Source organism: uncultured Maricaulis sp. (assembly GCF_963975345.1).
Classification (GTDB): domain Bacteria; phylum Pseudomonadota; class Alphaproteobacteria; order Caulobacterales; family Maricaulaceae; genus Maricaulis.
Genome location: NZ_CAXBGE010000006.1, coordinates 171523 through 193026 on the forward strand (window position 1 = coordinate 171523; position 21504 = coordinate 193026).

Sequence of the window (21504 nt, forward strand, 5' to 3'; positions counted from 1 at the left end):
TCAGTCTATGACAGGATCAGGTATTCATCGAATCGAAGAACTCGTCATTGGTCTTGGTCTGACGCAATTTCTCGAGCAGGAACTCGATCGCATCCTGGGCACCCATCGGATTAAGGATCCGGCGCAGGACATACATCTTCTGCAATTGCGATTTGTCGACCAGAAGTTCCTCTTTCCGGGTACCGGATTTGAGAATGTCGATCGCCGGGAAGACGCGCTTGTCGGCAACCTTGCGGTCGAGCACGATTTCCGAATTGCCCGTACCCTTGAACTCTTCGAAGATCACTTCGTCCATCCGGCTACCGGTATCGATCAGCGCCGTCGCAATGATAGTCAACGAACCGCCATGCTCGATATTCCGCGCCGCACCGAAGAAACGTTTCGGCCGTTGCAACGCATTGGCGTCCACGCCACCCGTCAGCACCTTGCCAGAGCTCGGAACGACCGTGTTGTAGGCCCGGCCAAGGCGGGTGATGGAATCGAGCAGGATAACGACGTCACGGCCATGTTCGACCAGGCGCTTGGCTTTCTCGATTACCATCTCGGCGACCTGGACGTGCCGCGTCGCCGGTTCGTCGAAAGTTGAGGAGATAACCTCACCCTTCACCGTGCGCTGCATGTCGGTCACTTCTTCCGGCCGCTCATCGATCAGCAGAACCATCAGATAGCAATCGGGGTGGTTGGTCTCGATCGCATTGGCAATGTTTTGCAGCAGGACGGTCTTACCAGTCCGCGGCGGCGCGACGATCAGGCCACGCTGGCCTTTGCCGAGCGGCGCCACGATATCGATCACCCGGCCCGAGCGATCCTTGACCGTTGGATCGGGCAATTCGATCACGAAGCGAGATTCGGGATAAAGCGGTGTCAGATTGTCGAAATGTACCTTGTGACGGGCGCTCTCAGGGTCCTGGAAATTGATCGTGCTGATCTTCAGCAGCGCGAAATAGCGCTCACCGTCGCGAGGACTGCGAATTTCGCCTTCGACCGTATCACCTGTTCGCAGACCGAATTTGCGGATCTGGGTTGGCGAAACATAGATATCATCCGGGCCGGCGAGATAATTCGCTTCCGGAGAGCGCAGAAAACCGAAACCGTCCTGTAGCACTTCCATCACGCCGCCGCCGTGAATCTCAACACCGCGTTCGGCGAAAGCCTTCAGGATGGCGAACATCATCGCCTGCTTGCGCAGGGAAGATGCGTTCTCGATTTCAAGCGCTTCCGCGAATTCGAGCAATTCAGTCGGTTTCTTGAGTTTGAGGTCTTGCAGCGTCATGCGCTCAAGGCCTTCAAGCAAGGCTGGCGTGGTTGTTTCGTCGGTCATGATCAATCTGTTTTTTCAGGCAGGGGAACCGATTCCCGGACGGGAACAGGCTGGAACAAGCAATTCGGGTGCCAAAAGACGCTCATGGGCCCGGAAAGTCAGGATTGGGCAAGTGCGTTGTCGAATACGCGGACTTGACCGGAGAAGAGAGGATCCACGTGTGGATTCGTCGAAGGCTTGCCACGCTGACACGGCATCGTCAAGTTCCACGTAGCTACAGGGCCCTAGTGCAAGGCAACGACTGCAATGATGACAATCAAAATTGCCAAAACGAAGGGCAATTCGTTCAAAATACGGTAGCGCCGATCCGACCATTCATTGGTGCCAGCCTGAAAGCGCTTGTAGCGCAGCGCCAGGACGTGATGCAGCCCGCTCATGATCGACACGAGCGCAAACTTCCCAAACCAGGCAAAGCTCAAAAATACCGACCAGCCGCCGGCGCGCTCGGCATTCGACCAGATCAACAACAGGCCAAAAACCCAGGTCGCGATCATCGCCGGATTCATGATGATCTTCAGTAATCGTTGTTCTTGCAGCTTCAGCGTCTCATCAAGCTCACCACCGGGGATCGCACCGCAATGATAGACAAACAAACGCGGCAAATAGAGCAATCCGGCCATCCAGGCGATGACGGACAGAATGTGCAGGGCGCGTAGCCAATCATAAGCGGCGAGAATCATAGTGGTTCAAACCTCATTCAATGCGCAGGGGCAAGTCGTACAGGCCTGCGGACAAATACGTTCTCCGCCTGCGGCGGCAAGTCCGGACGGCCTTGCCAATGCCGCCAACACGATATCGGCGAGCGCAGCAATAAAATCCGGCGTCGTTCCCAGCGCCGGAACACGGGTATAACTGTTTACCCCACTAGACCGGGCCAGTTCCGCATAGTCTTCGTCCAGCTCGACCAAGGTCTCAATATGCTCCGATACAAAGGCGATCGGGCTCAACAGAATAGCCTTCCCGTCAGCGCCGGCTCGACAGACGGCCTCATCGGTCGCTGGGCCGATCCATTTGAGCGGCCCAACCCGGCTTTGATAGCAAATCTGCCAGTCGGGCAGTTCGGGCAACAGAGCCGCAACGGCATGAGCGGTCTGTTCGATCTGAAATTGATAAGGGTCACCAGCAAGAATGACCTTTTCGGGCAATCCGTGGGCCGAAAACAATAATCGGGTGTTGTCCGGCCGCCCGGCCTCGATCCAGCTGGTCCGGATCAATTCAGCATGGGCCCGGATAAAGCCTGGCTCGAGCGGATAGCAGCACACTGCGTGCGTTTCCAGGCCCGACGCCTTGCGCCAAGCCTTCAGCGACGAGCCCGTCGTGGTGGTTGAAAAGTGCGGGTAGAGCGGCAGCAAAACCGTCCGGTCAGGGCCCCAATCGGCAACGTCCTGGGCAACATCTTCGACGAAAGGGTGCCAGTAGCGCATCGCCGGCCAGATCCGGATCTCCTGCCCAGGCAGACGATCCGACAAGAGCGGCATCAAAGCATCGACCTGTTTCAAAGTCTCTGGCACCAGCGGTGACCCACCGCCCATCTTCGCATAATTCTGTCGAGCGGACTTTCCCCTTAATGTGGAAATCAGCCAAGCGAGTGCTTCACGGACAGGGCCGGGCGCACCAATGATGGCGGGGTCTCTAAACAGATTACGCAAAAACGGTTGTACATCATCGGGGCCATCGGGACCGCCAAGATTGAACAGAATAATTGCCAGCTTTCCCTCGGTCCTATCCATTTGCGGCTCCGTAATCAGCTCGAGCGCCTGATACGCGCCAGCAATTGCTCGACATGAGCGATTGGCACATCGGGTGTGATGCCGTGACCGAGATTGAAGATGTGCGGCCGGCCCGACCAAGTCTCAAGCAATCGATCAATCTCAGCGTCGAGCAAGGCCCCACCAGCTCGCAAGACCGACGGATCGAGATGGCCCTGAACCGGCAAAGTTTCGGGCAAGGCGGCGCGTGCCCATTCAGGTTGAACAGCTGTATCCAAAGCAAGTCCGGTAATTCCGGTTTCACAAGCATATCGAGGGTAGAGTGTGCCCGCACCGCGCGGAAAACCAATGATCGGGACCGTAACGCCAGCCGCGCGAATCTGATCAACGATCCGCCGCGTCGGCCGGATGATCACGCGTTCAAACAAGGGTTCCGGCAAACCTTCGGCCCAGCTGTCGAACAGTTTCAGCACTTCTGCCCCTGCCTGGGCCTGCATGATGAGATATTCGGCCGTCGCATCAGCGATCCGGTCCAGCATGCCATCAAACGCAACCGGGTCTCGCCAAGCTGCGACACGTGTTGCGTAACGATCCTTGGATCCGCCACCCTCAACCATATAAGTCGCAACCGTCCAAGGCGAACCAGCAAAGCCGATCAGCGTGGTCTCAGCGGGTAATTGCGGCTTGACCAGGCGCAGGGTCTCGGCGATTGGCGCCAACACCTCGGCTACGCGACCCTGCGTCAGGCTTTCATAATCTGTCGGGTTGAAAGGCTCGAGTTTTGGTCCTTCACCGGTGACGAACCAGACCTTGCGGCCCAGGGCGATAGGGATGAGTAAAATGTCCGCAAAGATAATCGCGGCATCAAAACCGAAGCGCCGGATCGGCTGCATCGTGACTTCGGCGGCGAGATCCGGAGAGAAGCAGAACTCGATGAAATTGGCAGCTTTTGCGCGGACTTGACGATATTCTGGCAAATAGCGACCAGCCTGTCGCATTAGCCATACCGGTGGCGGCGAACGCGTTTCTCCGTTCAAAACGGCGAGGATTGGTTTGGCAGGTTTTGACATCATGACGTTTGATTAGTCTGCTCTGTCGGATCATTCAATGCGGCCCTTTCACCCATATAGATATATGAATTTTTAGAGTCGTAATTGTTGGCACGTGGAAATCGGGGAGGGATAGGTTTATCCGGTCATACCGGAAAACGTCTTCCCCAGAATCCGAAAAGCCCAATCGAACCAGTATTTGCGCGAAGAAGGCAATTAGTCTCAAATTTATCAATCGTATAATCGAGCATCTTATGTTAAAAACCGTCTGAATTACTGTGCAAAACCGCTTATATCTGAACGGTTATTCGTCGGTTTTGAACAGGCAGCCAATTGTGGATAGAGATGTGGGTAGTACCGGGTCATACTTCGGGAAACCCACAGGTCAGCGATTTGAAACCATCCCTTGGGGAAAATCGCCACACTTGTTAACAATTCGTAAACGTCTTTAGGGCCCCCATCACCATGTCTTTCACCTCCAGGCCGCCTTTGAGCACCTGTTTTCATATTCACATGGTCTCCGATTCGACCGGTGAAACGCTGATGGAAGTCATGCGCGCCTCGGTCGCTCAGTTCGAGCACACCAACCCTCTGGAACATCTGTATGCGCTGGTCCGCTCCCCGCGGCAGCTCGATCGGGTTCTCGAAGAAATTGAAGGTTATCCGGGTGTTGTCATGTACACGATCGTCAATGCCGATTTGCGCCGGGATTTGGAAACACGTTGTGCCGATCTCGGCGTCCCAGCGATTGCCATTCTCGATCCGATGCTTGCGACCTTGAGCACCTATCTCGGCCGGGCCATGGCTAGCAGGGCAGGGGCGCAACGGGCTTTGGACGCAGATTATTACCATCGCATGGACGCCTTGAACTTTGCGATGGCACATGATGATGGCCAGGGCGATAATTTCGAGAATGCGGACATTATTCTGCTCGGCGTTAGCCGGACCTCAAAGACACCGACGAGTATCTATCTGGCGCATCGTGGCTATCGGGCCGCCAATATTCCACTTGTCAGAGGTGTGCCGACACCGGACTTTCTGTTCAGCCTGCGAAATCCTTTGATTGTTGGTCTGACCGCTTCACCGGAACGCATTGTGCAAATTCGCCGAAATCGGCTTTTGACTCTCAATGAAGATCGCTCGACCGATTATATCGACGATTTTGCCGTCCGTGACGAAATCGTTGAGGCTAAACGTCTTTTCGCGAAGCATGGCTGGGCCAATATCGATGTCACCCGGCGCTCGGTTGAGGAAACCGCCGCCAAAATCATCAATATGCTCAATGAAAAGCGTGGCCGGAAATGACGGCGCGGCTCATCCTCGCCTCAGGCAGCCACATCCGCCAGCAGATCTTGCGCGATGCCGGCATCGCATTCGAAATTATCAAATCCGATGTCGACGAAGATGAATTGAAACAAGCTCATCGCGAGCTGAAGCCAGCCGCCATGGCCGTTCTGTTGGCAAACGCCAAGGCCAACCAGGTCTCAAGCGCCCATCCGGAAGATTTCGTGCTCGGCGCCGATCAGACGATGGAACTCGACGGTGAGCTGCTCGACAAGCTGCCGCAGCGCGAATTGGCGCGGGCCCGGCTGACGGCGATGCGCGGCACGTCACACCAGCTTCATTCCGGTTTGGCTTTGGTGTGCGCCAATAAGACGGTCTGGGAGCATCAACAAAGCTCCACGCTCTGGGTCAGGCCCTTTTCAGACGCTTTTCTCGACATTTACCTCGCCACCGCCGGCGAAGAGCTGACGGCCAGTGTTGGCGCCTATGCCTATGAGGGCCTGGGCGCGCAATTGTTTGAGCGTGTTGATGGCGAATTTCATGCCATATTGGGCTTGCCGCTCCTACCTCTGCTCAAGGCGTTGCGAGACCTCCGGGTCATCGCATCATGAGGCCGACCGGCGCCGCGCGCCTGGCCGGCGTGGTCGGCGATCCGATTGGCCACTCGCTCTCGCCCAGCCTGATGTCAGCCTGGATCGACGCGGCTGGCCTTGATGCCGTCTATGCGCCCTTCGCTGTTCGCAAGGATGAAGCCGCTGACTTCTTTCGCACCATGGCGCGAACCCAGCTGGCCGGTCTCAATGTCACCCTGCCGCACAAGCAGACCGCGCTGGCGATCAGCGACCGAGCCAGCGAGGCTGCACAGGCGATTGGTGCTGCCAATCTCCTGACATTCAAGGACGGCCAGATTCACGCCGACAATACTGACGCCACAGGCTTCCTGAATGCCCTGCTTGCTGCCGGCATTGATCCCAAACAGGGGCCTGCACTGGTGCTTGGCGCCGGCGGCGCGGCTCGGGCGATCCTGCATGCTTTGGTGCAAGCCGGTGTGCCGGAGATTCGGCTCAGCAATCGCAGTTTCGCCAATGCTGAGGCCCTGGCGCGAGATCTGGCTCCACCAGCGCGGATCTATCCGTGGGAACAGCGCGACCAGGCGCTGGATCAGATCGCGCTGGTCGTGAATGCGACGGCTTTGGGATTAGCGGGAAACCCGAACCTTCAGCTTGATTGGCGAGCGGCGCCAACCAGCGCTATCGCCTGTGATAGCGTCTACAAGCCGCTCCAAACCGGGTTTTTGCGCGATGCCGACGAGCGGGGCATCAAGACGGTCGATGGCTTGGGCATGTTGATCGGTCAGGCGCGGCCGAGCTTTGAAGCTTTCTTTGGTGCTTCGCCCCCCGAAAGCGTTGATGCGCGGGCCCTGCTTGTCTCGCTATTGGGGTCTGAGCGATGAAAATCATCGGCTTGACCGGTTCGATCGGAATGGGGAAGTCAGCGACCGCTGCCCTGATCGCGGACGCAGGGATTCCGGTCTTCGATTCAGATGCCTGCGTCCATTCGCTATATGCGGCCGGCGGCAAGGCTGTCGCCCCGATAGAGGGCGCCTTTCCTGGCGTCGTTGTCGATGGTGCGGTTGATCGCCAACGCCTGTCGGCCGCTCTGCATGAAGACCCGTCGGGCTTTGCGCGGCTAGAGGCGATCGTTCATCCGCTGGTGTTGGAGGAGCGCGAAGCCTTTCTGCACAAGGCGCGTCAGCGCGGTGCGGACCTGGTTGTGTTTGATATTCCGCTTCTTTACGAGACCGGATCGGATAGCCATGTTGACCATGTTCTGGTCGCCTACGCGCCGGACGAAATTCGCCGCTCACGTGTCATGCAGAGACCCGGCATGACGCAGGACAAGCTGGACGCCATAATCGCGCGGCAACTGGATGATTCGAACAAGCTGGCCCGGGCGGACTATCGGATCGAAACTTCGGGCGGGCTCGACGACGCCAAACGGCAGCTGGATGCGATTTTGAAGTCCGTTCGCGAACGCAGCAAGGATTGAGACAGGCAGATGCGGGAAATCGTTTTCGATACCGAGACGACTGGTCTCTACGCCAATTCAGGCGATAGGGTGACGGAAATCGGCTGTGTCGAAGTGATCGATTTCATCCCGACCGGCCGCACCTGGCACGCCTATGTCAATCCACAGCGCTCTACCCCGAAAGAAGTGATTGCGATCACTGGGCTGACCGACGCTTTCCTCTCCGACAAACCGCTATTTAGCCATGTCGCGGAAGAGTTTATCGATTTCGTCGGCGACGCCGGCCTGGTTGCGCACAATGCCCCCTTTGACCGTGGCTTCATCAATATGGAGCTCGAACGACTGGGGCGGCCTGGCTATGAGGAAGTGCGCTTCAAGGATACGGCCCGGATGGCGCGCGCCAAATTTCCCGGCTCCTATGTCTCGCTCGACGCGCTCTGCAAACGCTTCGACATCTCGTTGGAAAGCCGCGACAAGCACGGTGCGCTGGTCGATGCGCTCCTGCTGGCCGAGGTTTATCTTGAGCTGTCGGGTGGACGCACTCGCGCCCTTGATCTCAGCGGTCAGGGTGTGACGGGTCCGGGTGAGACGGTCTTCCCGCCTCAACAGGCCCGGCCGCAGGCCTTAAGCCAAGCCCAGACAGACTCAGAGCGCGCCGCCCATGCTGCCTTCATTGAGGAGCTGGGCGAAAACGCGCTCTGGAAAAAACTGGCGATTGGTCGCGAGTAAGGCCTAGTTCGACGCTTCAGGCGCGCCATTGCCATTGGTGTCAGCCCCTGGGACAGCGGCGGCCCGCTTGACCATTTGCTGGCGGTAAAGCCCTGCAAAATCGACCGGATCCAGCATCAGCGGCGGGAAGCCACCATCGCGGGTGGCGTCGGCCAGAACGCGGCGGGCGAAGGGGAAGAGCAGGCGCGGACATTCGATCAGCAAGAAGGGCTCACGGTCAGCGTCGGCGACATTGGCCAGCTGGAACAGCCCACCAAAAGACAGTTCGGCGATGAAGACGACGTCATCATTCTCGCGTGTCGCCTTGGCTTCGATATTGAGCATGACCTCAAACGCGCCTTCGCCAACGGTGCGGGCTTGGACGTCGATCGCGAGATCAATCCCGGGGGTCTGGCCATTGCGCAGCGAATCCGGTGCGCCAGGGTTTTCGAACGACAAGTCCTTCACATACTGCGCCAAAATGCGCAGTTGTGGTTGGGCTGGCGGTGTGTTTTCGGTAGGCGTTGCTGGAGCGTCGGTCATGAAAGTCCCCACAAGACGGGCGTCGGCGATATTATGGCCGCTTCAGCGGTCACACGAAACGAGGCGCGCCGGTTACCATGCGGGCCCGGTGGGGGCAAGCATGCTGCGCCTCAGCGATAAGGCTGACGGATTGACAAATTCGGGCTATACCGGAACCAGATTGTCCATCGACCCCCTCTTGCGGCGAAAATCTTATGTTTGAGCTTCTATCCACTCTCATTTTCGCAGGCATCGCGATCTTCATCGCGTTTCGCCTCTATTCGACGCTGGGGCGGCGTGAAGGGCATATGGAAGCGCCGCCGGCATCGGACCCCAAAGCGCGCAGCGTCCTGTCGGATACACCGCAGACGCATTTGCGCCCGGCTTTTGAAGGGCGTGCTGCAGCAGGGCTTGAGGCGATTGCGGCGGCTGATAACCGCTTTGATCCCGACAGCTTCGTGACCGGTGCCAAAGCGGCTTACACCATGATCGTCGAGGCCTTTGCCAAGGGTGATCTGGAGGCTTTGCGGCCCCTGCTCGCCGATAAGGTCTATCAACGTTATGCAGATGCCATCACCGCGCGCAATGAGCGCAAGGAAAGCGTTCGAACCGAGATTGAACGGATCAAATCAGCCGAGATCTCCGAAGCCTCGCATGAGGGCTCCCTGGCCAAGGTCAAGGTGAGCTTTGAGGCTGAAATCGCTACGGAAACGCTCGGCGAATCCGGAGAGCGTGTGGCTGGCGATCTGGGCACGTTGAACACGGTTCGCGAAAATTGGGTGTTCGAGCGGCGCACCGATAATGCCAACCCCAACTGGGTGCTGTCCGGTGTGGCGGCGGTATAGTTCGGCCGCTCTGCTGGTCCTGCTGTCGGTTACAGCCTGTCAGCCAGCGCCCGACCCTGAACCGCCAACGTCAGAACCCCCTGTAGAACAACCACTTCCGACCGGTCTGCGGCTATTGCCGGCTGACTGGGATGCGATGGCCGGCTGGAGCGGTGCCGATCTGCGCCCGGCGCTGGCGGCTTTCCTGCGCTCCTGTGCCCGGCTCAGTAACCGCAATGATAACGAGGCCTTGAGCCCGCGCGCGCCGTGGGCTGGGCAGGTTGGTGATTGGCGGGCGGCGTGTACGGCAGCGTCCATGACCGAACCGTCGGCCGAGGCGGCGCAGGCAACGTTTGAGGCTTTCTTTGCACCGGTGCGGGCGATCGCGCTCGACGAAGAGGGCCAGGAAGCGGGCGAAACCGGCTTGCTGACAGGCTATTACGAGCCCTATGTCGAAGTGCGCCGGGTTGCGGATGCGGAGTTCAGCCAGCCCTTGCGGCGGCGGCCTGGTGATCTGGTTTCAATTGATCTGGGTCTGTTTGAATCCGATCTGGCGGGGCGGCGGCTGGTCGGCCGGGTGAATAACGGGTCCTTGGTCCAGTATTATAACCGCGGCGAGATCGAGGCGGATAATCGCGGCGAGATTTTCGCCTGGGGCCGGCCGATTGACGTGTTTTTCCTGCAGATCCAGGGTTCCGGCCGTCTGGTCGATGCCGAGGGTAACCAGACCCGCGCCGCCTTTTCGGCCCATAATGGTCTGCCCTATCGCTCGATCGGACGTGAGCTGATTGCGCGCGGTGAGCTGGAGCCGCATGCGGCCTCGAAAGCGGGGATTGAATCCTGGCTCAACGCCCATGGCCGCGACGCGACGGCGGAATTGTTCTCGGTCAATCCGCGCTATGTTTTCTTTGAAACACAAGTACTTGATGATCCCTCGCTCGGGCCGCGCGGCTCATCCGGCGTTGCTCTGACGCCAATGGCCTCGATTGCGGTCGACCCGGCCTTTCATGCTTGGGGCGTACCGGTCTGGCTGAGCGCTGATTTGCCCGATATGCCTGCCTGGACAGGGCTGGTGGTGACGCAGGATGGCGGCGGTGCGATCAATGGTCCGCTGCGCGGTGATTTCTTCTGGGGCTGGGGTGATATTGCCGAGCGGCGCGCCGGGACGACGCGGGCCCAGGCGCAATGGACTGTTTTACTTCCGGTTTCCGTCGCCCAGCGCATCGTCGATGCGACACCGCCGGCCTGATCTGATGGCCCGCAAACGATCCCTGCGCCCGGAAGAAAAGGCAATCTGGCGCAAAATCGCCAGCTCGACCAAGCCGATTTCGCCGGACCGGATGGACAGCTTGGACGATCCGGAAGCTGTTGAACTCGCACCGGAAAAACCAGCTCCTGACACCAAGATGTCATTGCGGAATGGTCATTTTCCTACACCCCAGACCACGCCGAAACTCCCCGTCTTGCCGGTTGATCGCGGCAATGAAAAGCGGGTGCGAAAAGGGCGGGTGGAGATCGATGGGCGGCTTGATTTGCATGGTCTGACACAGGATATCGCGCTGAGAACATTGCGCAATTTTTTGGCGATGGCGTATCGCGATGGCTATAAAACCGTGCTGGTGATCACCGGCAAGGGGCTCAAAGCGCGTGAGCGCGAGCGCGAGCCGTGGGAAAACCATGATGAGCCCGGCGTGCTTAAACGCAAACTCCCGGAATGGCTGGGCAATCCGGAATTTCGTCAGTGGGTGTCAGGGTATGCCATCGCGCATTTGCGCCATGGCGGTGGCGGCGCTTTTTACGTCACCATGCGGCGTGTGAAGCCGTAAATCGGCGTGTGACCAAGCCTGTCATTAGGTGGTCGTTAGAGTGTCACAGACCTGCCGCTCATTCACCGCTCAATGTCGATTGGTCTGCCCTTCAGTTACCGCTGTCTCGGAGCCGTGTTGTAGGAGTCACTTCGCGACCCGGAAAATGGTCAGAGAATGAATTTCGACAGATCGACATTCTTCGCCAGATTGCCGACATGTTCGGCGACGTAATCGGCATCGATCACGATGGTTTCGCCATCGCGGTCTGAGGCGGTGAATGAAATCTCCTCGACCAGTTTTTCCATCACCGTCTGCAAACGCCGGGCGCCGATATTCTCCACCGAGGCATTGACCTGGTGCGCCAGACTGGCAAGCGCGTCGATCGCTTCATCGGTGAAGCTCAGCGTCACGCCTTCCGTCCCCATCAGCGCGATATATTGCGTGATCAGGCTGGCTTCCGGCTCGGTGAGGATGCGTTTGAGGTCGGCTTCGCTGAGCGCCTGCAATTCAACGCGAATCGGCAGCCGGCCCTGCAATTCGGGCAGCATGTCGGAGGGTTTGGCGATGTGGAAGGCGCCCGAGGCGATGAAGAGGATATGGTCGGTCTTCATCACGCCGTGCTTGGTGGTGACCGATGTGCCCTCGATCAGCGGCAGCAGGTCGCGCTGCACGCCCTCACGCGAGACATCGGCGCCGCGGGCATCGGAGCGGCCGACAATCTTGTCGATCTCGTCGAGGAAGACGATGCCGTCATTTTCCGCCAGCTTGATCGCTTCGGCGGTGATTGCGGCATCATCGAGCAGCTTGTCGGCTTCCTCGGCCAGTAGCGGCGCATAGGCGTCGGAGACCTTCAGCCGTACGGTTTTCTTCTTTTTTCCGAAGCCCTTGCCGAGAATATCGCCGAGATTGATCACGCCGGCGCCGCCACCGGGCATGCCGGGGATATCCATCATCGGCATGCCGCCGGTATCGGCCAGTTCGATCTCGACATCTTTGTCGTCGAGCTCGCCCGCGCGCAGGCGTTTGCGAAAGCTCTCACGAGTAGCAGGACTGGCTCCCGGACCGACGAGTGCGTCCACCACACGCTCTTCGGCCTGGCTCTCGGCCTGGGCCTTGACCGCTTCGCGGCGGCTGTCGCGCACCAGGGTGATCGCCACCTCCACCAGATCGCGGGCGATCTGATCGACATCGCGGCCGACATAGCCGACTTCGGTAAATTTGGTCGCCTCGACCTTGATGAAGGGCGCCCCGGCCAGCTTGGCCAGACGGCGTGAGATCTCGGTCTTGCCGACGCCCGTGGGCCCGATCATCAGGATATTCTTCGGCATCACTTCTTCGCGCAGGTCCGGCTCGAGCTGACGCCGGCGCCAGCGATTGCGCAGCGCGATCGCGACCGCCTTCTTGGCATCGCCTTGGCCGACAATAAAGCGGTCGAGCTCGGAAACAATTTCACGGGGCGTAAATTCGGTCATGATCGGTTTCGCATTTGGCTTGGCTTCGCCCACCATGTAATCAGGCTGGAGCCGTGAAACCAGTGCTGAAAGGCATTTACCGACATGTCGAGCGATCAACAACGCCCCCGCTTCCACCTGGCCTTCCCCGTCGACAGCCTCGCGGCGGCGCGCGCCTTCTATGGCGGCATCATGGCCTGCCCCGAAGGCCGCTCAAGCGAGAGCTGGGTCGATTTCGATTTCTACGGCCATCAGATCGTCGCCCACCTCGCCCCCGAGGAATGCCAGGCCGTCGCCACCGGCGGTGTCGACGGCAAGGCCGTACCCGTCCGCCATTTCGGCCTGCTGATGGCCTGGGACGACTGGGAAGCCCTGGCGGAGCGCTTCCGGGCGGCCGGGGTGGATTTCATCATCGAGCCCTATGTGCGCTTCAAGGGCGAGCCGGGCGAGCAGGGGACGTTCTTCCTGCGCGATCCGGCGGGGAATGCGCTGGAGTTCAAGTGCTTTCGGGATGAGGGGGGGATTTTTGCGAGGTAGGGGTGGGAGTTTAAATGGGCGCGAAGTGGCTTCTGAGTGGGCTGTTGGCCCCCTCTCTTAGACCTTAGATGCTCTGATCTGGCGAATGCGATCGAACACTCGCGCCATTGGCTCTGTCCAGCCAAGATTGGTCCCAAGCGTGCCCGCCATCAAACGAAAGGCCTCTGCATTGGCGATCAGAAAAGCCCAGGCGGCGTCCACACTGCCAATGCCGGTCGCTATAACGAAAGCGCCGGGCGTGCTGCCCGCGACGATGCTAGCAATAATCGCTGCTCCGCCCACTTGAACAACACCCTTCAGAAGGGTTGTCGCAAGGTGTCCAAGGGTTTTCGAGGCGACCTGCGCTGAGCGTTCGGGCTGTGTGCCGTGGCCAAAGTCCGCGACAACTTCCGCTACCAGCTGGCGTACTTCGTTGGCAAACAGGTTCGGCGACTCTGCGATGGACGCACCGATTTCTTCGATGGCGGTGTGTAATGTTTCGACCTCGACTGTCGGTCGTTGAAAACTAGCAGCCGCATCAGCTATCGCAACCGCCTCAGGTTCGGTCATCATGTAGGCGGCGTGGAGGTGGAGAGTCGACCGCAAGTGCTGTTCGGTATCATATGGCAAAGAGGGAGTGTCGCCTGCCTGGATGCTTCGCTCGGCAGCATGCGATGCGTTTGAGAGGCGCACGCCTCGACCGTAAATCTGCGAGGCAGATGTCACTTCACCGTTCAATGCGTCGTTATAACGTGCAGCGGCTTGCAAGAGTTGAGGGTATGCGTTTGTGCCCGCAAGGCTTGTGAGAAGGTCGCTAAGTGTGCCCTGAAGTTCTTCTAGTAGATCCTGATTGCCTGTTGATCGTCTCAAATCTGGCGGTGGTTTGAGATGAAGGAGGTTATCTTCTCGAAATACAAACGCGGGGTCGGAGTCAGGTTCAGGCAGGCGTCCAACTAGGTCTTCAAGTTCAAGGACAAAGTTAGTAGCCGCGACCTCCGCGTTCGCTGGGGCGGAGAGCTCGTCGTCATCAATGTCGCCACCTCCGTAGTCTTCTTCGGATAGAATGCTGGCCCACTCCGTGATCCCTCCGGCTTCTAACTCAGCTGTTGCCAAGTTGATGACCTCTTCGTCCTCATCTGGAAAATTGTCGGCTAGTTCTGAACGGGCATCGTACGGCCCGCCGAGCACCCACTGGTAGCCGCCTTCGCGGCTTATATACGAGGTGTGCTCGGCGGGATCCTCAAAGTGCTCTCCAAACCATTGAACCATTTCGTCGACACGGTCCTGTCGTTCTTCGGCAGAGATGTCTCGTTCGCGCGCACCTTGGGGTTCGTTCCAAGGGTTGGCATTGAAATCGATCTCAATATCCCTCATCAAAAAATGGGGCTCCACGACAGTTTCTCGGTCGTTCTCTACTCCTGAGGGGTACTCCCAAATCAACCACGCCAGTTCGCCCAGCCCGAGGTGGTGGACGCTTGCTTCATGCCTAAACTCGGGCCCCATCTTCCGGTCTTCGTAGCCTGTCGTCTCAAATAAAATGTCTGCGGCGGGAATTTCATAAACGATGCCAGTTTCAGCGTGGCGGATCAGAGCGGTTCCTGTTGCGACGGCCATCAATTTGTACCCCCTCTTTTCAAATGAGTGGGGTCGAACGCGAATATTGTAGCGCACTGCACCCCCATCAATCCCTTGCCAGCCAGTGGGCCACCGGGGCTCAGCATGGGTTTTGGGGTGGGGTGTGGGCGCTGGTGCGACTCACCCCTCCGCCATTCAATCACAATACACCGCTTCCCCCGGACTTGTTCCGGGGTCTGCCGGGGTTGGTTGAGTTTGCTCGATTTCTGTTGGCAGGCCCCGGAATTCGCTGCGCTCCTCCGGGGGAAGAGATGTGGGGGGGAAGAGAGGTTGGGGAAGAGGTTGGGGAAGAGATTGGGGAAGAGATTGGGGACACAGTATACTGTGTCCCCGGGTCCCTATTCCGCCAGCTTGGCGCTGATGCCGGCGAAACCGGCTTCGTAAATCCCTGCCAGGGCCGCGGCCGCGGCATCGTCCATGCCTTCTGGTGTGGTGTAATGGCTGGACCATGTGACGGTCGAGACGCCGGTTGTGGTCTCGTCGACGCTGATGGTCGCGACATAATCGATCACGGGCAGTGGGCTGGAGATAATGGCGTAGGAATAGGTGTGGGCGTCGTCATCGCGGGTGGTTTCGCGCTCGTTGAAGGTCGCCGAACCGTCGGCGGTGACGATGGTGCGGGTGCCGTCATCGCCGATTGTGCAGCTGCCGACGACCGGATGCCAGTCGGGCAGCGAGCAGAACGGGCCGATCAGGGCCCAGACGGTGTGGGCGTCGGCATTGACTGTGACGCTGCGTGACAGGGTCGGTGCGGCGGTCTCGGCTGTAGCTTCGCTGGCCGGGGCGGCGGCGGGTGCGGCCTCCATTTCGGCGGGTGCGGCAGCGGGCGCTTCGGGAGCGCTGGCGTCAGGTGCGCTGCAGGCGCCCAGCACGAGGGCGGCGCCGAGGCCGAGCAGTGATGTGTTGAGAAGATGAGTCATAGCAGTATCGGCGACCGGAACGGCGCCCCCCCATTTGTGAAATTGAACGAGGGGCGAGGCTAGCATTTTGCTCGCGTGATGGGGGAATATTTTGGGGGGTGGATTGGGGACACAGGGTGGGGACACAGTATACTGTGTCCCCATCGGCCTCGCGCCTACTCCCCCGTCAGCGTTTCAATCGTCAGATTCTCATTGGTGTAGATGCAGATCTCGGCAGCGATTTTCATCGCTTTGCGGACGATGATTTCCGGGTCGGATTCATAGTCGAGCAGGGCGCGGGCGGCCGAGCTGGCGTAATTGCCGCCGGAGCCGACGGCGACGACGCCGTGTTCCGGTTCGAGCACATCGCCGGCGCCGGTGAGGACGAAGGTGGCGCTGGTGTCGGCGACGATCAGCATGGCGTCGAGCTTGCGTAAGTAACGGTCCGTGCGCCAGTCCTTGGCCAGTTCGACGCACGCGCGCGCCAATTGTGAGGGATATTGCTCGAGCTTGGCTTCGAGGCGTTCGAACAGGGCGAAGGCGTCGGCGGTGGAGCCGGCGAAACCGGCGACGACCTTGCCGTCAGCCAGGCGGCGGACTTTCTTGGCATTGCCCTTCATCACCGTCGGCCCGAAGGAGACCTGGCCATCACCGGCGAGAACGACGGTCTTGCCCTTGCGCACGGCAAGGATGGTGGTGCCACGCCATTGCGTTGCGTTGGTCGATGAGGCTTTCATGCTGCTCTCCGTCAAACTGGAGACACAGATGTGGCGGTCGCGGCGGCGGCGATCAAGCCCTCAGCCCATGCGGACTATTGGGAAACGGCGCGCTTGGCTGAACCTTCATGGACGTATTCCACGAAATCGCTGGCCGGCATCGGACGAGCAAACAGGAAGCCCTGAGCCAGGGTGGCGCCTTCGGCCCGCAGCATTTCGAACTGTTCGCGGGTCTCGACGCCTTCGGCGACGGTTTCCAGCTTCAGCGCCTTGGCCATGGCCAAGATGGTCTCGACGACGATGCGGGCATGCGGATCGGTGGTCATGTCGCGCACGAAGCTCTGGTCGATCTTGAACACGTCAAACGGCATCCGCGTCAGATAGGAGAGCGAGGAATGGCCGGTGCCGAAATCATCGATGGCGAAATTGACGCCGCGATCACGCAGGGGCTGGACCTGAACGATAGCGCGTTCGGGGTTTTCCATCGCAATCGATTCGGTCAGCTCAAGCTCGAGCAGGTTTGGCGGCAGATTGGCCAGCTCCAGCGCGTGCAACACGGATTCCGAGAAACCTTCACGCTCGAACTGCATCGCCGAGACATTGACCGCAACAGGGACTTCAATCCCCAGCGTGCGCCAGCGGGCAGCCTCGACACAGGCGGCGCGCAGAACCCAGTCGCCGATCTCGCCGATCAGGCCGCATTCCTCGGCCGCCTCGATAAAGGCGCCAGGTGAGAGCAGGCCGGCGGTTGGGTGCTGCCAGCGTACCAGCGCTTCGGCGCCGGCAACCGAGCCGTCGCGCATGTCGATCTTGGGCTGATAGAAGACGACCAGCTGGTCCTGGTGGACCGCGTCGCGCAGCTCGTTTTCCAGCACCAGACGCTCGAAGGCTGACTGGTTCATCGCCGGTTCGAAGAAGCGGGCCGAGGAGCCACCATCGCGCTTGGCATGAGCCATGGCGAGGTCGGCATGGCGGATCAGGGATTCCGGATCGGAGCCGTCCTGCGGGAAGACGGCGATCCCGATCGAGACGCCGAGGAAGACCTGGTGACCGGAAATTTCAAACGGCAGACGGATCGCATCAACCAGACGGTTGGCGACGCGCGCGGCTTCGGCGGCGTCCTCGATCTCGGGCAGCAAAACGGTGAACTCATCGCCGCCAAGACGGGCAACCAGGCTCGGCTCACATTCCTTGCCGGCGGCCATATCGCAGCCGCGTGCCACTTCTGACAGGCGCCGGGCGACCATTTCGAGCATCCGGTCGCCTTCGCCAATGCCCAGGCTGTCATTGACGCGCTTGAAGCGATCAAGGTCGAGGAAGAGCACGGCGCCGGTGCCGCCATCTTCCAGCGCCTTGCGGGCGACGCGCTCGGCTTCCTTGCGGAAGCGCTCGCGATTGGGCAATTCGGTGACGAGATCGACATAGGCGAGGCGGTGGATGCGCTTCAGATTGCCGTCGAGACGCGCAAACATGCGGTTGAAGGCATTGGCCAGCACTTCCAGCTCGTCGCCGGTATGGACATCAATCCGCATGTCGAGGGTTTTTGAGGAGGCCAAGCGCGCGGCATCGGTCAAGGTCTGCACCGGCTTCAGGGCGCGGCCCACGATCAGGGCGGCCAGCGGCAGGAAGATTCCGAGCGCGAACAGGGCAATCAGGGTCTGACGCTGGATGGCGGCATTGCGCGAGCGGGTCAGCTCGGTGAGTTCCTGGCTGGCATAGACCACACCGACCAAGCGGCGCGATTCGGTATAGACCGGCACAGCGACTTTCAGCGTCGTTGCGGTCAGCGAGGCGCGGCGATCGCCGGCGCCCAAGGCCATGATGGCGAGGTCGGACTGGCTCAAGCGCTCCGGCACCAGACCATCGGGATAGGCGCTGCCGAGCACTTCGCGGCGGTTATTGATGACATAGACTTCGGACAGGTCGAGCGAGGCCAGCATTTCGGTGAGATAGCGCTGGACGAAATCAACATCATTGCCGGCGACGGCGGCGGAGAGCCGGTCGGTGGTGGCTTGCAGGCGGGCGATGGAACTCTCGGCCAGCAGATTGCGGGTCTCGCGCTGGGCCGCGAAATTCTCAAGCGTCATCAACATCAATGTCGTGGCAAAAATCAGCATGCCGGTCAGAAGAGTGAACTTCATCACCAGTGACCGCATTACGCGGGATATCGCCTTACGGATGGGTGCCATGTCTGCCCCTGATCACAACCCTTTCGGGCCGCGCCTACACCAATAAAACTCCGGAGTGACACGCAGTCATCCAGTTCTCATCGAGCAGAATGGGGGCAACCACTTGAATTGTGGTTAAAATGCCGGAGTTTTTTCATTAAGATTTAAATCGAATTTGTCGGCAGCCCTTATTCAAAAGGGATTCCGGCCTGTGTTGCGAGTGATCTCAGGCTGCATTCCGGCCGTGCACCGAAGTGAGAAATGATCTCTGCGGCACAAATCGCGCCCATTCGACCCGATTCCGCCAGGCTGCGGCCCTGGGCCAGGCCGAGCAGAAATCCGGCGGCAAACAGATCGCCCGCGCCTGTCGTGTCTAGCAAATTGGCGATAGGTTCGGCGGAGATTGTGATAGTTTCCTCGCCACGCAACAGGATGGCGCCCTTATCGCCGCGGGTGATCGCGGCAATCGCGACATCGCGACGGCAAAGCTCGACCGCAGCGTCGAAATCCTCGGTTTCGTACAGGGCCGTGATTTCGGCCTCATTGGCGAGCAGGATATCGACATGATTGGCGACCAAGTGACGAAATGCGTTGCGGTGGCGTGCGACGCAAAACGTGTCCGACAGGGTCAACGCCGTTTTGCGCCCGGCCGCGGCTGCCAGTTCGGCGGCGCGGACATAGGCGCGTTTCGCCTCTTCGCGATCAAACAGATAGCCTTCCAGATAGACAATGCTCGAGGCTTTCAGGGCTTCGGCGCCGGCTTCGACATCGTCTTCGGTGACCAAGGCCGCAGCACCGAGAAAGGTCGACATTGAACGACCGGCATCCGGGGTGACGTTGATCAGGCAGCGCGCCGTCGCCGGACCGCCAACCAGGGGGGCAGAGTTGAACTCAACACCAATGGCGCGGATATCATGGCTGAAGATCTCGCCAAGCTGGTCAGCAGCGACCTTGCCGATATAGGCGGCGCGCCCACCGAGTGAAGCGATCCCGGCGACGGTATTGGCGGCCGACCCACCGGAGGCTTCCGTGCCGGGCTGCATCCGCGCATAGAGCGTACTTGCCCGCTCTTCATCGATCAGCGTCATCGCGTCCTTGGCAATGCCCTCGGCAGCGAGAAAGGCGTCGGTGGCTGGCGACAGCACGTCGACAATGGCATTTCCAACGGCAAGGACGTCAAAGCGGGTCGCGGTCATGGGCATATCTCTCGATCGTTAAGGTTAAGCGTGGCGTGGCAGGCGTCGCCCGGATGGCTGGAGCCGGATTAACCCTGACAGCGTCATACAGCAAGACTTGCAGGCATCCATCTTCAGACGGTTTTCGAGGGGGCGCATTTTCAAACGGCAAAACCGCTTCCCACCTTGGCGGAAAATGCTTTAGGGAGCGCCCCATGAAACACGTCGCATTTCTCTCCGCCGCCTGCATGCTCAAGGACAGTCCCGAGGCCCGCAAGGATTATTGGGAATATGATCTGGAGATCTCAGCCCTCGCTCCGGCCTGCCTGGCCGCCGGGATCGAGCTGACGACCTGTATCTGGGACGATCCGGGTTTTGATGCATCTCGCTATGATGGCGCCGTGATCGGCACCTGCTGGGACTATATGCAAAAGCCCGTGGCCTTCGAGGCAGCCCTTGAGGCAATTGCCGCGAAGACGCGCCTGCTCAATCCGTTCGAGATTTTCCGCTGGAACCAGCGCAAGACCTATCTCAAGGATCTCGCCGCGCGCGGCGCGCCGATGATCCCGACCCTGTGGTGTGAGCGCGCCGATGCCGCGACCATCTCCGAAGCTTTCGACGCGCTGGGGAGCGATGATATCGTCGTCAAGCCTGTGCTGGGCGGCGGCGCTTGGCGTCAGGCCCGGATCCGGCGCGGCGAGGCCCTGCCAGAGGCGGAAAATCTGCCAATCGCGCAATGCATGATCCAACCTTTTCTGCCAGCCGTTTCGCAGGAGGGTGAATACGCCTTTCTCTTCTTCGGCCGTGAGTTCTCCCATTGCGCCCGCAAGCTCCCGGCCAAGGGCGATTACCGCGTCCAGTCGGAATTTGGCGGCCGCGAGGAGATCCACATCCCGACCGTCGATGAGCTGGCGCTGGCGAGTTCGGTGCTGAAATGCGTTGAGGGCGATTTGCTCTATGCCCGCGTCGACATGCTGCGCGGCCTCGATGGCCAGCTGGCCCTGATCGAGCTGGAATTGATTGAGCCCTATCTTTATCCCGAACAGGGGCCGGATATAGGCGCGTGTTTTGCGCGGGCATTGAAGGCGATGCTGTAGCGGCTCGCCCGATCGCGCCGCACCGGTGTTCGGACGGGTCGTGATGGGCGGGTTTGCAGATAGAGTGTCTCTGGTGTGCGGGCGCTGCCTATCGGCCCATCAATTGCCGATCGACTGTCTGCGCGACAGGTCCGACATCAACGGGCTTGGAGCCGACGCTGTCGATCCGCACCAAGGTTGATCCGCGCACAAAATAGATTGAATCCACCAACTTGCCGTGACCGACAAAGCCAACATGTCCGGCATCCACCCCCCGCTCAATAGCGGGGATCAGCTTCATCGCCATGCAATGAGACAGGATGTCTACCAAGGCTTCATGGGCAGCCGTGGTTGAGGGCGTTTCCAGGAGTTCGATGGCGACAACGTTGTCCTTGCCGCCATCCAGCTGGAAATAGTCGCGGTGACCGCGGAAGCCGCCGCCGCCTGGCAGCGGGTCACGCCGCAAGAATTCGAGATTGGTCATCGCGCCCCGGTCCAACAGAAACCCGACTCGTGGCGGCACGTCCGCCGCTTTGGCGCGGCTGGCCCAATCAGCAAATCCATGGCGTTCCTTGACGGCTTCGCGAAACGTGTCGTTTTCAATGTCAGCCATGA

The 21504-nt window shown here is 59.8% G+C and carries 22 protein-coding genes; 10 read left to right on the plus strand and 12 right to left on the minus strand.

The genetic code is table 11. The features are described from left to right. Nucleotides 1-16: 16 nt before the first annotated feature. The 4 genes from rho to hemE form a co-directional block, all read right to left on the minus strand. Nucleotides 17-1273, minus strand: coding sequence for a transcription termination factor Rho (gene rho / locus AAC029_RS08490; protein ID WP_339746478.1), 1257 nt, complete (start codon nucleotides 1271-1273; stop codon nucleotides 17-19). 272 nt (nucleotides 1274-1545) lie between these two features. Continuing rightward, a complete protein-coding gene (locus AAC029_RS08495; RefSeq protein ID WP_339746328.1) occupies nucleotides 1546-2001 on the minus strand; it encodes a CopD family protein in 456 nt (151 codons plus the stop codon). Between the two features lie 6 nt (nucleotides 2002-2007). Further along, complete coding sequence (hemH, locus tag AAC029_RS08500) at nucleotides 2008-3051, minus strand: ferrochelatase (RefSeq protein ID WP_339746331.1); 1044 nt, start codon at nucleotides 3049-3051, stop codon at nucleotides 2008-2010. A 14-nt stretch (nucleotides 3052-3065) separates the two neighbouring features. Continuing rightward, entirely contained in the window at nucleotides 3066-4103 is a 1038-nt protein-coding gene (gene hemE / locus AAC029_RS08505; RefSeq protein ID WP_339746334.1) for a uroporphyrinogen decarboxylase, read from the minus strand. 441 nt (nucleotides 4104-4544) lie between these two features. Between hemE and AAC029_RS08510 the strand changes: the two genes are divergently transcribed. The 5 genes from AAC029_RS08510 to dnaQ are packed head-to-tail and all read left to right on the plus strand — an operon-like array spanning nucleotide 4545 to nucleotide 8120. Next, nucleotides 4545-5384 carry a pyruvate, water dikinase regulatory protein gene (locus AAC029_RS08510; RefSeq protein ID WP_339746337.1) on the plus strand — a complete coding sequence of 280 codons (840 nt, stop codon included), beginning with the start codon at nucleotides 4545-4547 and terminating at the stop codon, nucleotides 5382-5384. Then, complete coding sequence (locus AAC029_RS08515) at nucleotides 5381-5974, plus strand: Maf family protein (protein WP_339746340.1); 594 nt, start codon at nucleotides 5381-5383, stop codon at nucleotides 5972-5974. Before AAC029_RS08510 ends, AAC029_RS08515 begins: the two co-directional genes overlap by 4 nt. Beyond that, entirely contained in the window at nucleotides 5971-6816 is an 846-nt protein-coding gene (aroE, locus tag AAC029_RS08520; RefSeq protein WP_339746343.1) for a shikimate dehydrogenase, read from the plus strand. The genes AAC029_RS08515 and aroE overlap by 4 nt, the downstream gene beginning before the upstream one ends. Beyond that, entirely contained in the window at nucleotides 6813-7412 is a 600-nt protein-coding gene (gene coaE / locus AAC029_RS08525) for a dephospho-CoA kinase (RefSeq protein ID WP_339746346.1), read from the plus strand. Before aroE ends, coaE begins: the two co-directional genes overlap by 4 nt. A gap of 9 nt (nucleotides 7413-7421) precedes the next feature. Beyond that, nucleotides 7422-8120 carry a DNA polymerase III subunit epsilon gene (gene dnaQ, locus AAC029_RS08530; protein ID WP_339746349.1) on the plus strand — a complete coding sequence of 233 codons (699 nt, stop codon included), beginning with the start codon at nucleotides 7422-7424 and terminating at the stop codon, nucleotides 8118-8120. 3 nt (nucleotides 8121-8123) lie between these two features. Here the strand turns inward: dnaQ and secB are convergent, their stop codons facing one another. Continuing rightward, entirely contained in the window at nucleotides 8124-8642 is a 519-nt protein-coding gene (secB, locus tag AAC029_RS08535; RefSeq protein ID WP_339746352.1) for a protein-export chaperone SecB, read from the minus strand. A 194-nt stretch (nucleotides 8643-8836) separates the two neighbouring features. Between secB and AAC029_RS08540 the strand changes: the two genes are divergently transcribed. The 3 genes from AAC029_RS08540 (at nucleotide 8837) to AAC029_RS08550 (ending at nucleotide 11271) form a co-directional block, all read left to right on the plus strand. Next, the gene (locus tag AAC029_RS08540) at nucleotides 8837-9466 is read left to right on the plus strand and encodes a Tim44/TimA family putative adaptor protein (protein WP_339746355.1); all 630 of its coding nucleotides are present in this window, start codon (nucleotides 8837-8839) and stop codon (nucleotides 9464-9466) included. A 115-nt stretch (nucleotides 9467-9581) separates the two neighbouring features. Beyond that, complete coding sequence (locus tag AAC029_RS08545) at nucleotides 9582-10694, plus strand: murein transglycosylase A (RefSeq protein WP_339746358.1); 1113 nt, start codon at nucleotides 9582-9584, stop codon at nucleotides 10692-10694. A gap of 4 nt (nucleotides 10695-10698) precedes the next feature. After that, entirely contained in the window at nucleotides 10699-11271 is a 573-nt protein-coding gene (locus AAC029_RS08550; RefSeq protein WP_339746361.1) for a Smr/MutS family protein, read from the plus strand. A gap of 149 nt (nucleotides 11272-11420) precedes the next feature. Here AAC029_RS08550 and hslU read toward each other — a convergent pair whose 3' ends face one another. After that, nucleotides 11421-12725 (minus strand): ATP-dependent protease ATPase subunit HslU, encoded by a 1305-nt coding sequence (hslU, locus tag AAC029_RS08555; RefSeq protein ID WP_339746364.1) that lies wholly within the window; start codon nucleotides 12723-12725, stop codon nucleotides 11421-11423. 84 nt (nucleotides 12726-12809) lie between these two features. Here hslU and AAC029_RS08560 point away from each other — a divergent pair, with 84 nt between their 5' ends. Then, the gene (locus AAC029_RS08560) at nucleotides 12810-13241 is read left to right on the plus strand and encodes a VOC family protein (protein WP_339746367.1); all 432 of its coding nucleotides are present in this window, start codon (nucleotides 12810-12812) and stop codon (nucleotides 13239-13241) included. A gap of 57 nt (nucleotides 13242-13298) precedes the next feature. Here AAC029_RS08560 and AAC029_RS08565 read toward each other — a convergent pair whose 3' ends face one another. The 5 genes from AAC029_RS08565 to AAC029_RS08585 all read right to left on the minus strand — a co-directional run bounded on the left by AAC029_RS08565 (nucleotide 13299) and on the right by AAC029_RS08585 (nucleotide 19834). Further along, the gene (locus tag AAC029_RS08565) at nucleotides 13299-14834 is read right to left on the minus strand and encodes a hypothetical protein (RefSeq protein WP_339746370.1); all 1536 of its coding nucleotides are present in this window, start codon (nucleotides 14832-14834) and stop codon (nucleotides 13299-13301) included. A gap of 359 nt (nucleotides 14835-15193) precedes the next feature. Beyond that, nucleotides 15194-15775 (minus strand): SRPBCC family protein, encoded by a 582-nt coding sequence (locus tag AAC029_RS08570; RefSeq protein ID WP_339746372.1) that lies wholly within the window; start codon nucleotides 15773-15775, stop codon nucleotides 15194-15196. Nucleotides 15776-15930: 155 nt separating this feature from the next. Beyond that, nucleotides 15931-16491, minus strand: coding sequence for an ATP-dependent protease subunit HslV (hslV, locus tag AAC029_RS08575; RefSeq protein ID WP_339746374.1), 561 nt, complete (start codon nucleotides 16489-16491; stop codon nucleotides 15931-15933). Nucleotides 16492-16565: 74 nt separating this feature from the next. Further along, a complete protein-coding gene (locus tag AAC029_RS08580; protein ID WP_339746377.1) occupies nucleotides 16566-18611 on the minus strand; it encodes an EAL domain-containing protein in 2046 nt (681 codons plus the stop codon). Nucleotides 18612-18826: 215 nt separating this feature from the next. Beyond that, complete coding sequence (locus tag AAC029_RS08585; protein WP_339746379.1) at nucleotides 18827-19834, minus strand: adenosine kinase; 1008 nt, start codon at nucleotides 19832-19834, stop codon at nucleotides 18827-18829. Between the two features lie 194 nt (nucleotides 19835-20028). Between AAC029_RS08585 and AAC029_RS08590 the strand changes: the two genes are divergently transcribed. Continuing rightward, entirely contained in the window at nucleotides 20029-20910 is an 882-nt protein-coding gene (locus AAC029_RS08590; RefSeq protein ID WP_339746381.1) for a hypothetical protein, read from the plus strand. Between the two features lie 88 nt (nucleotides 20911-20998). Here the strand turns inward: AAC029_RS08590 and AAC029_RS08595 are convergent, their stop codons facing one another. Then, nucleotides 20999-21502: a hypothetical protein gene (locus AAC029_RS08595; RefSeq protein ID WP_339746383.1), complete on the minus strand. Its 504-nt coding sequence runs from the start codon at nucleotides 21500-21502 to the stop codon at nucleotides 20999-21001. Nucleotides 21503-21504 lie beyond the last annotated feature (2 nt).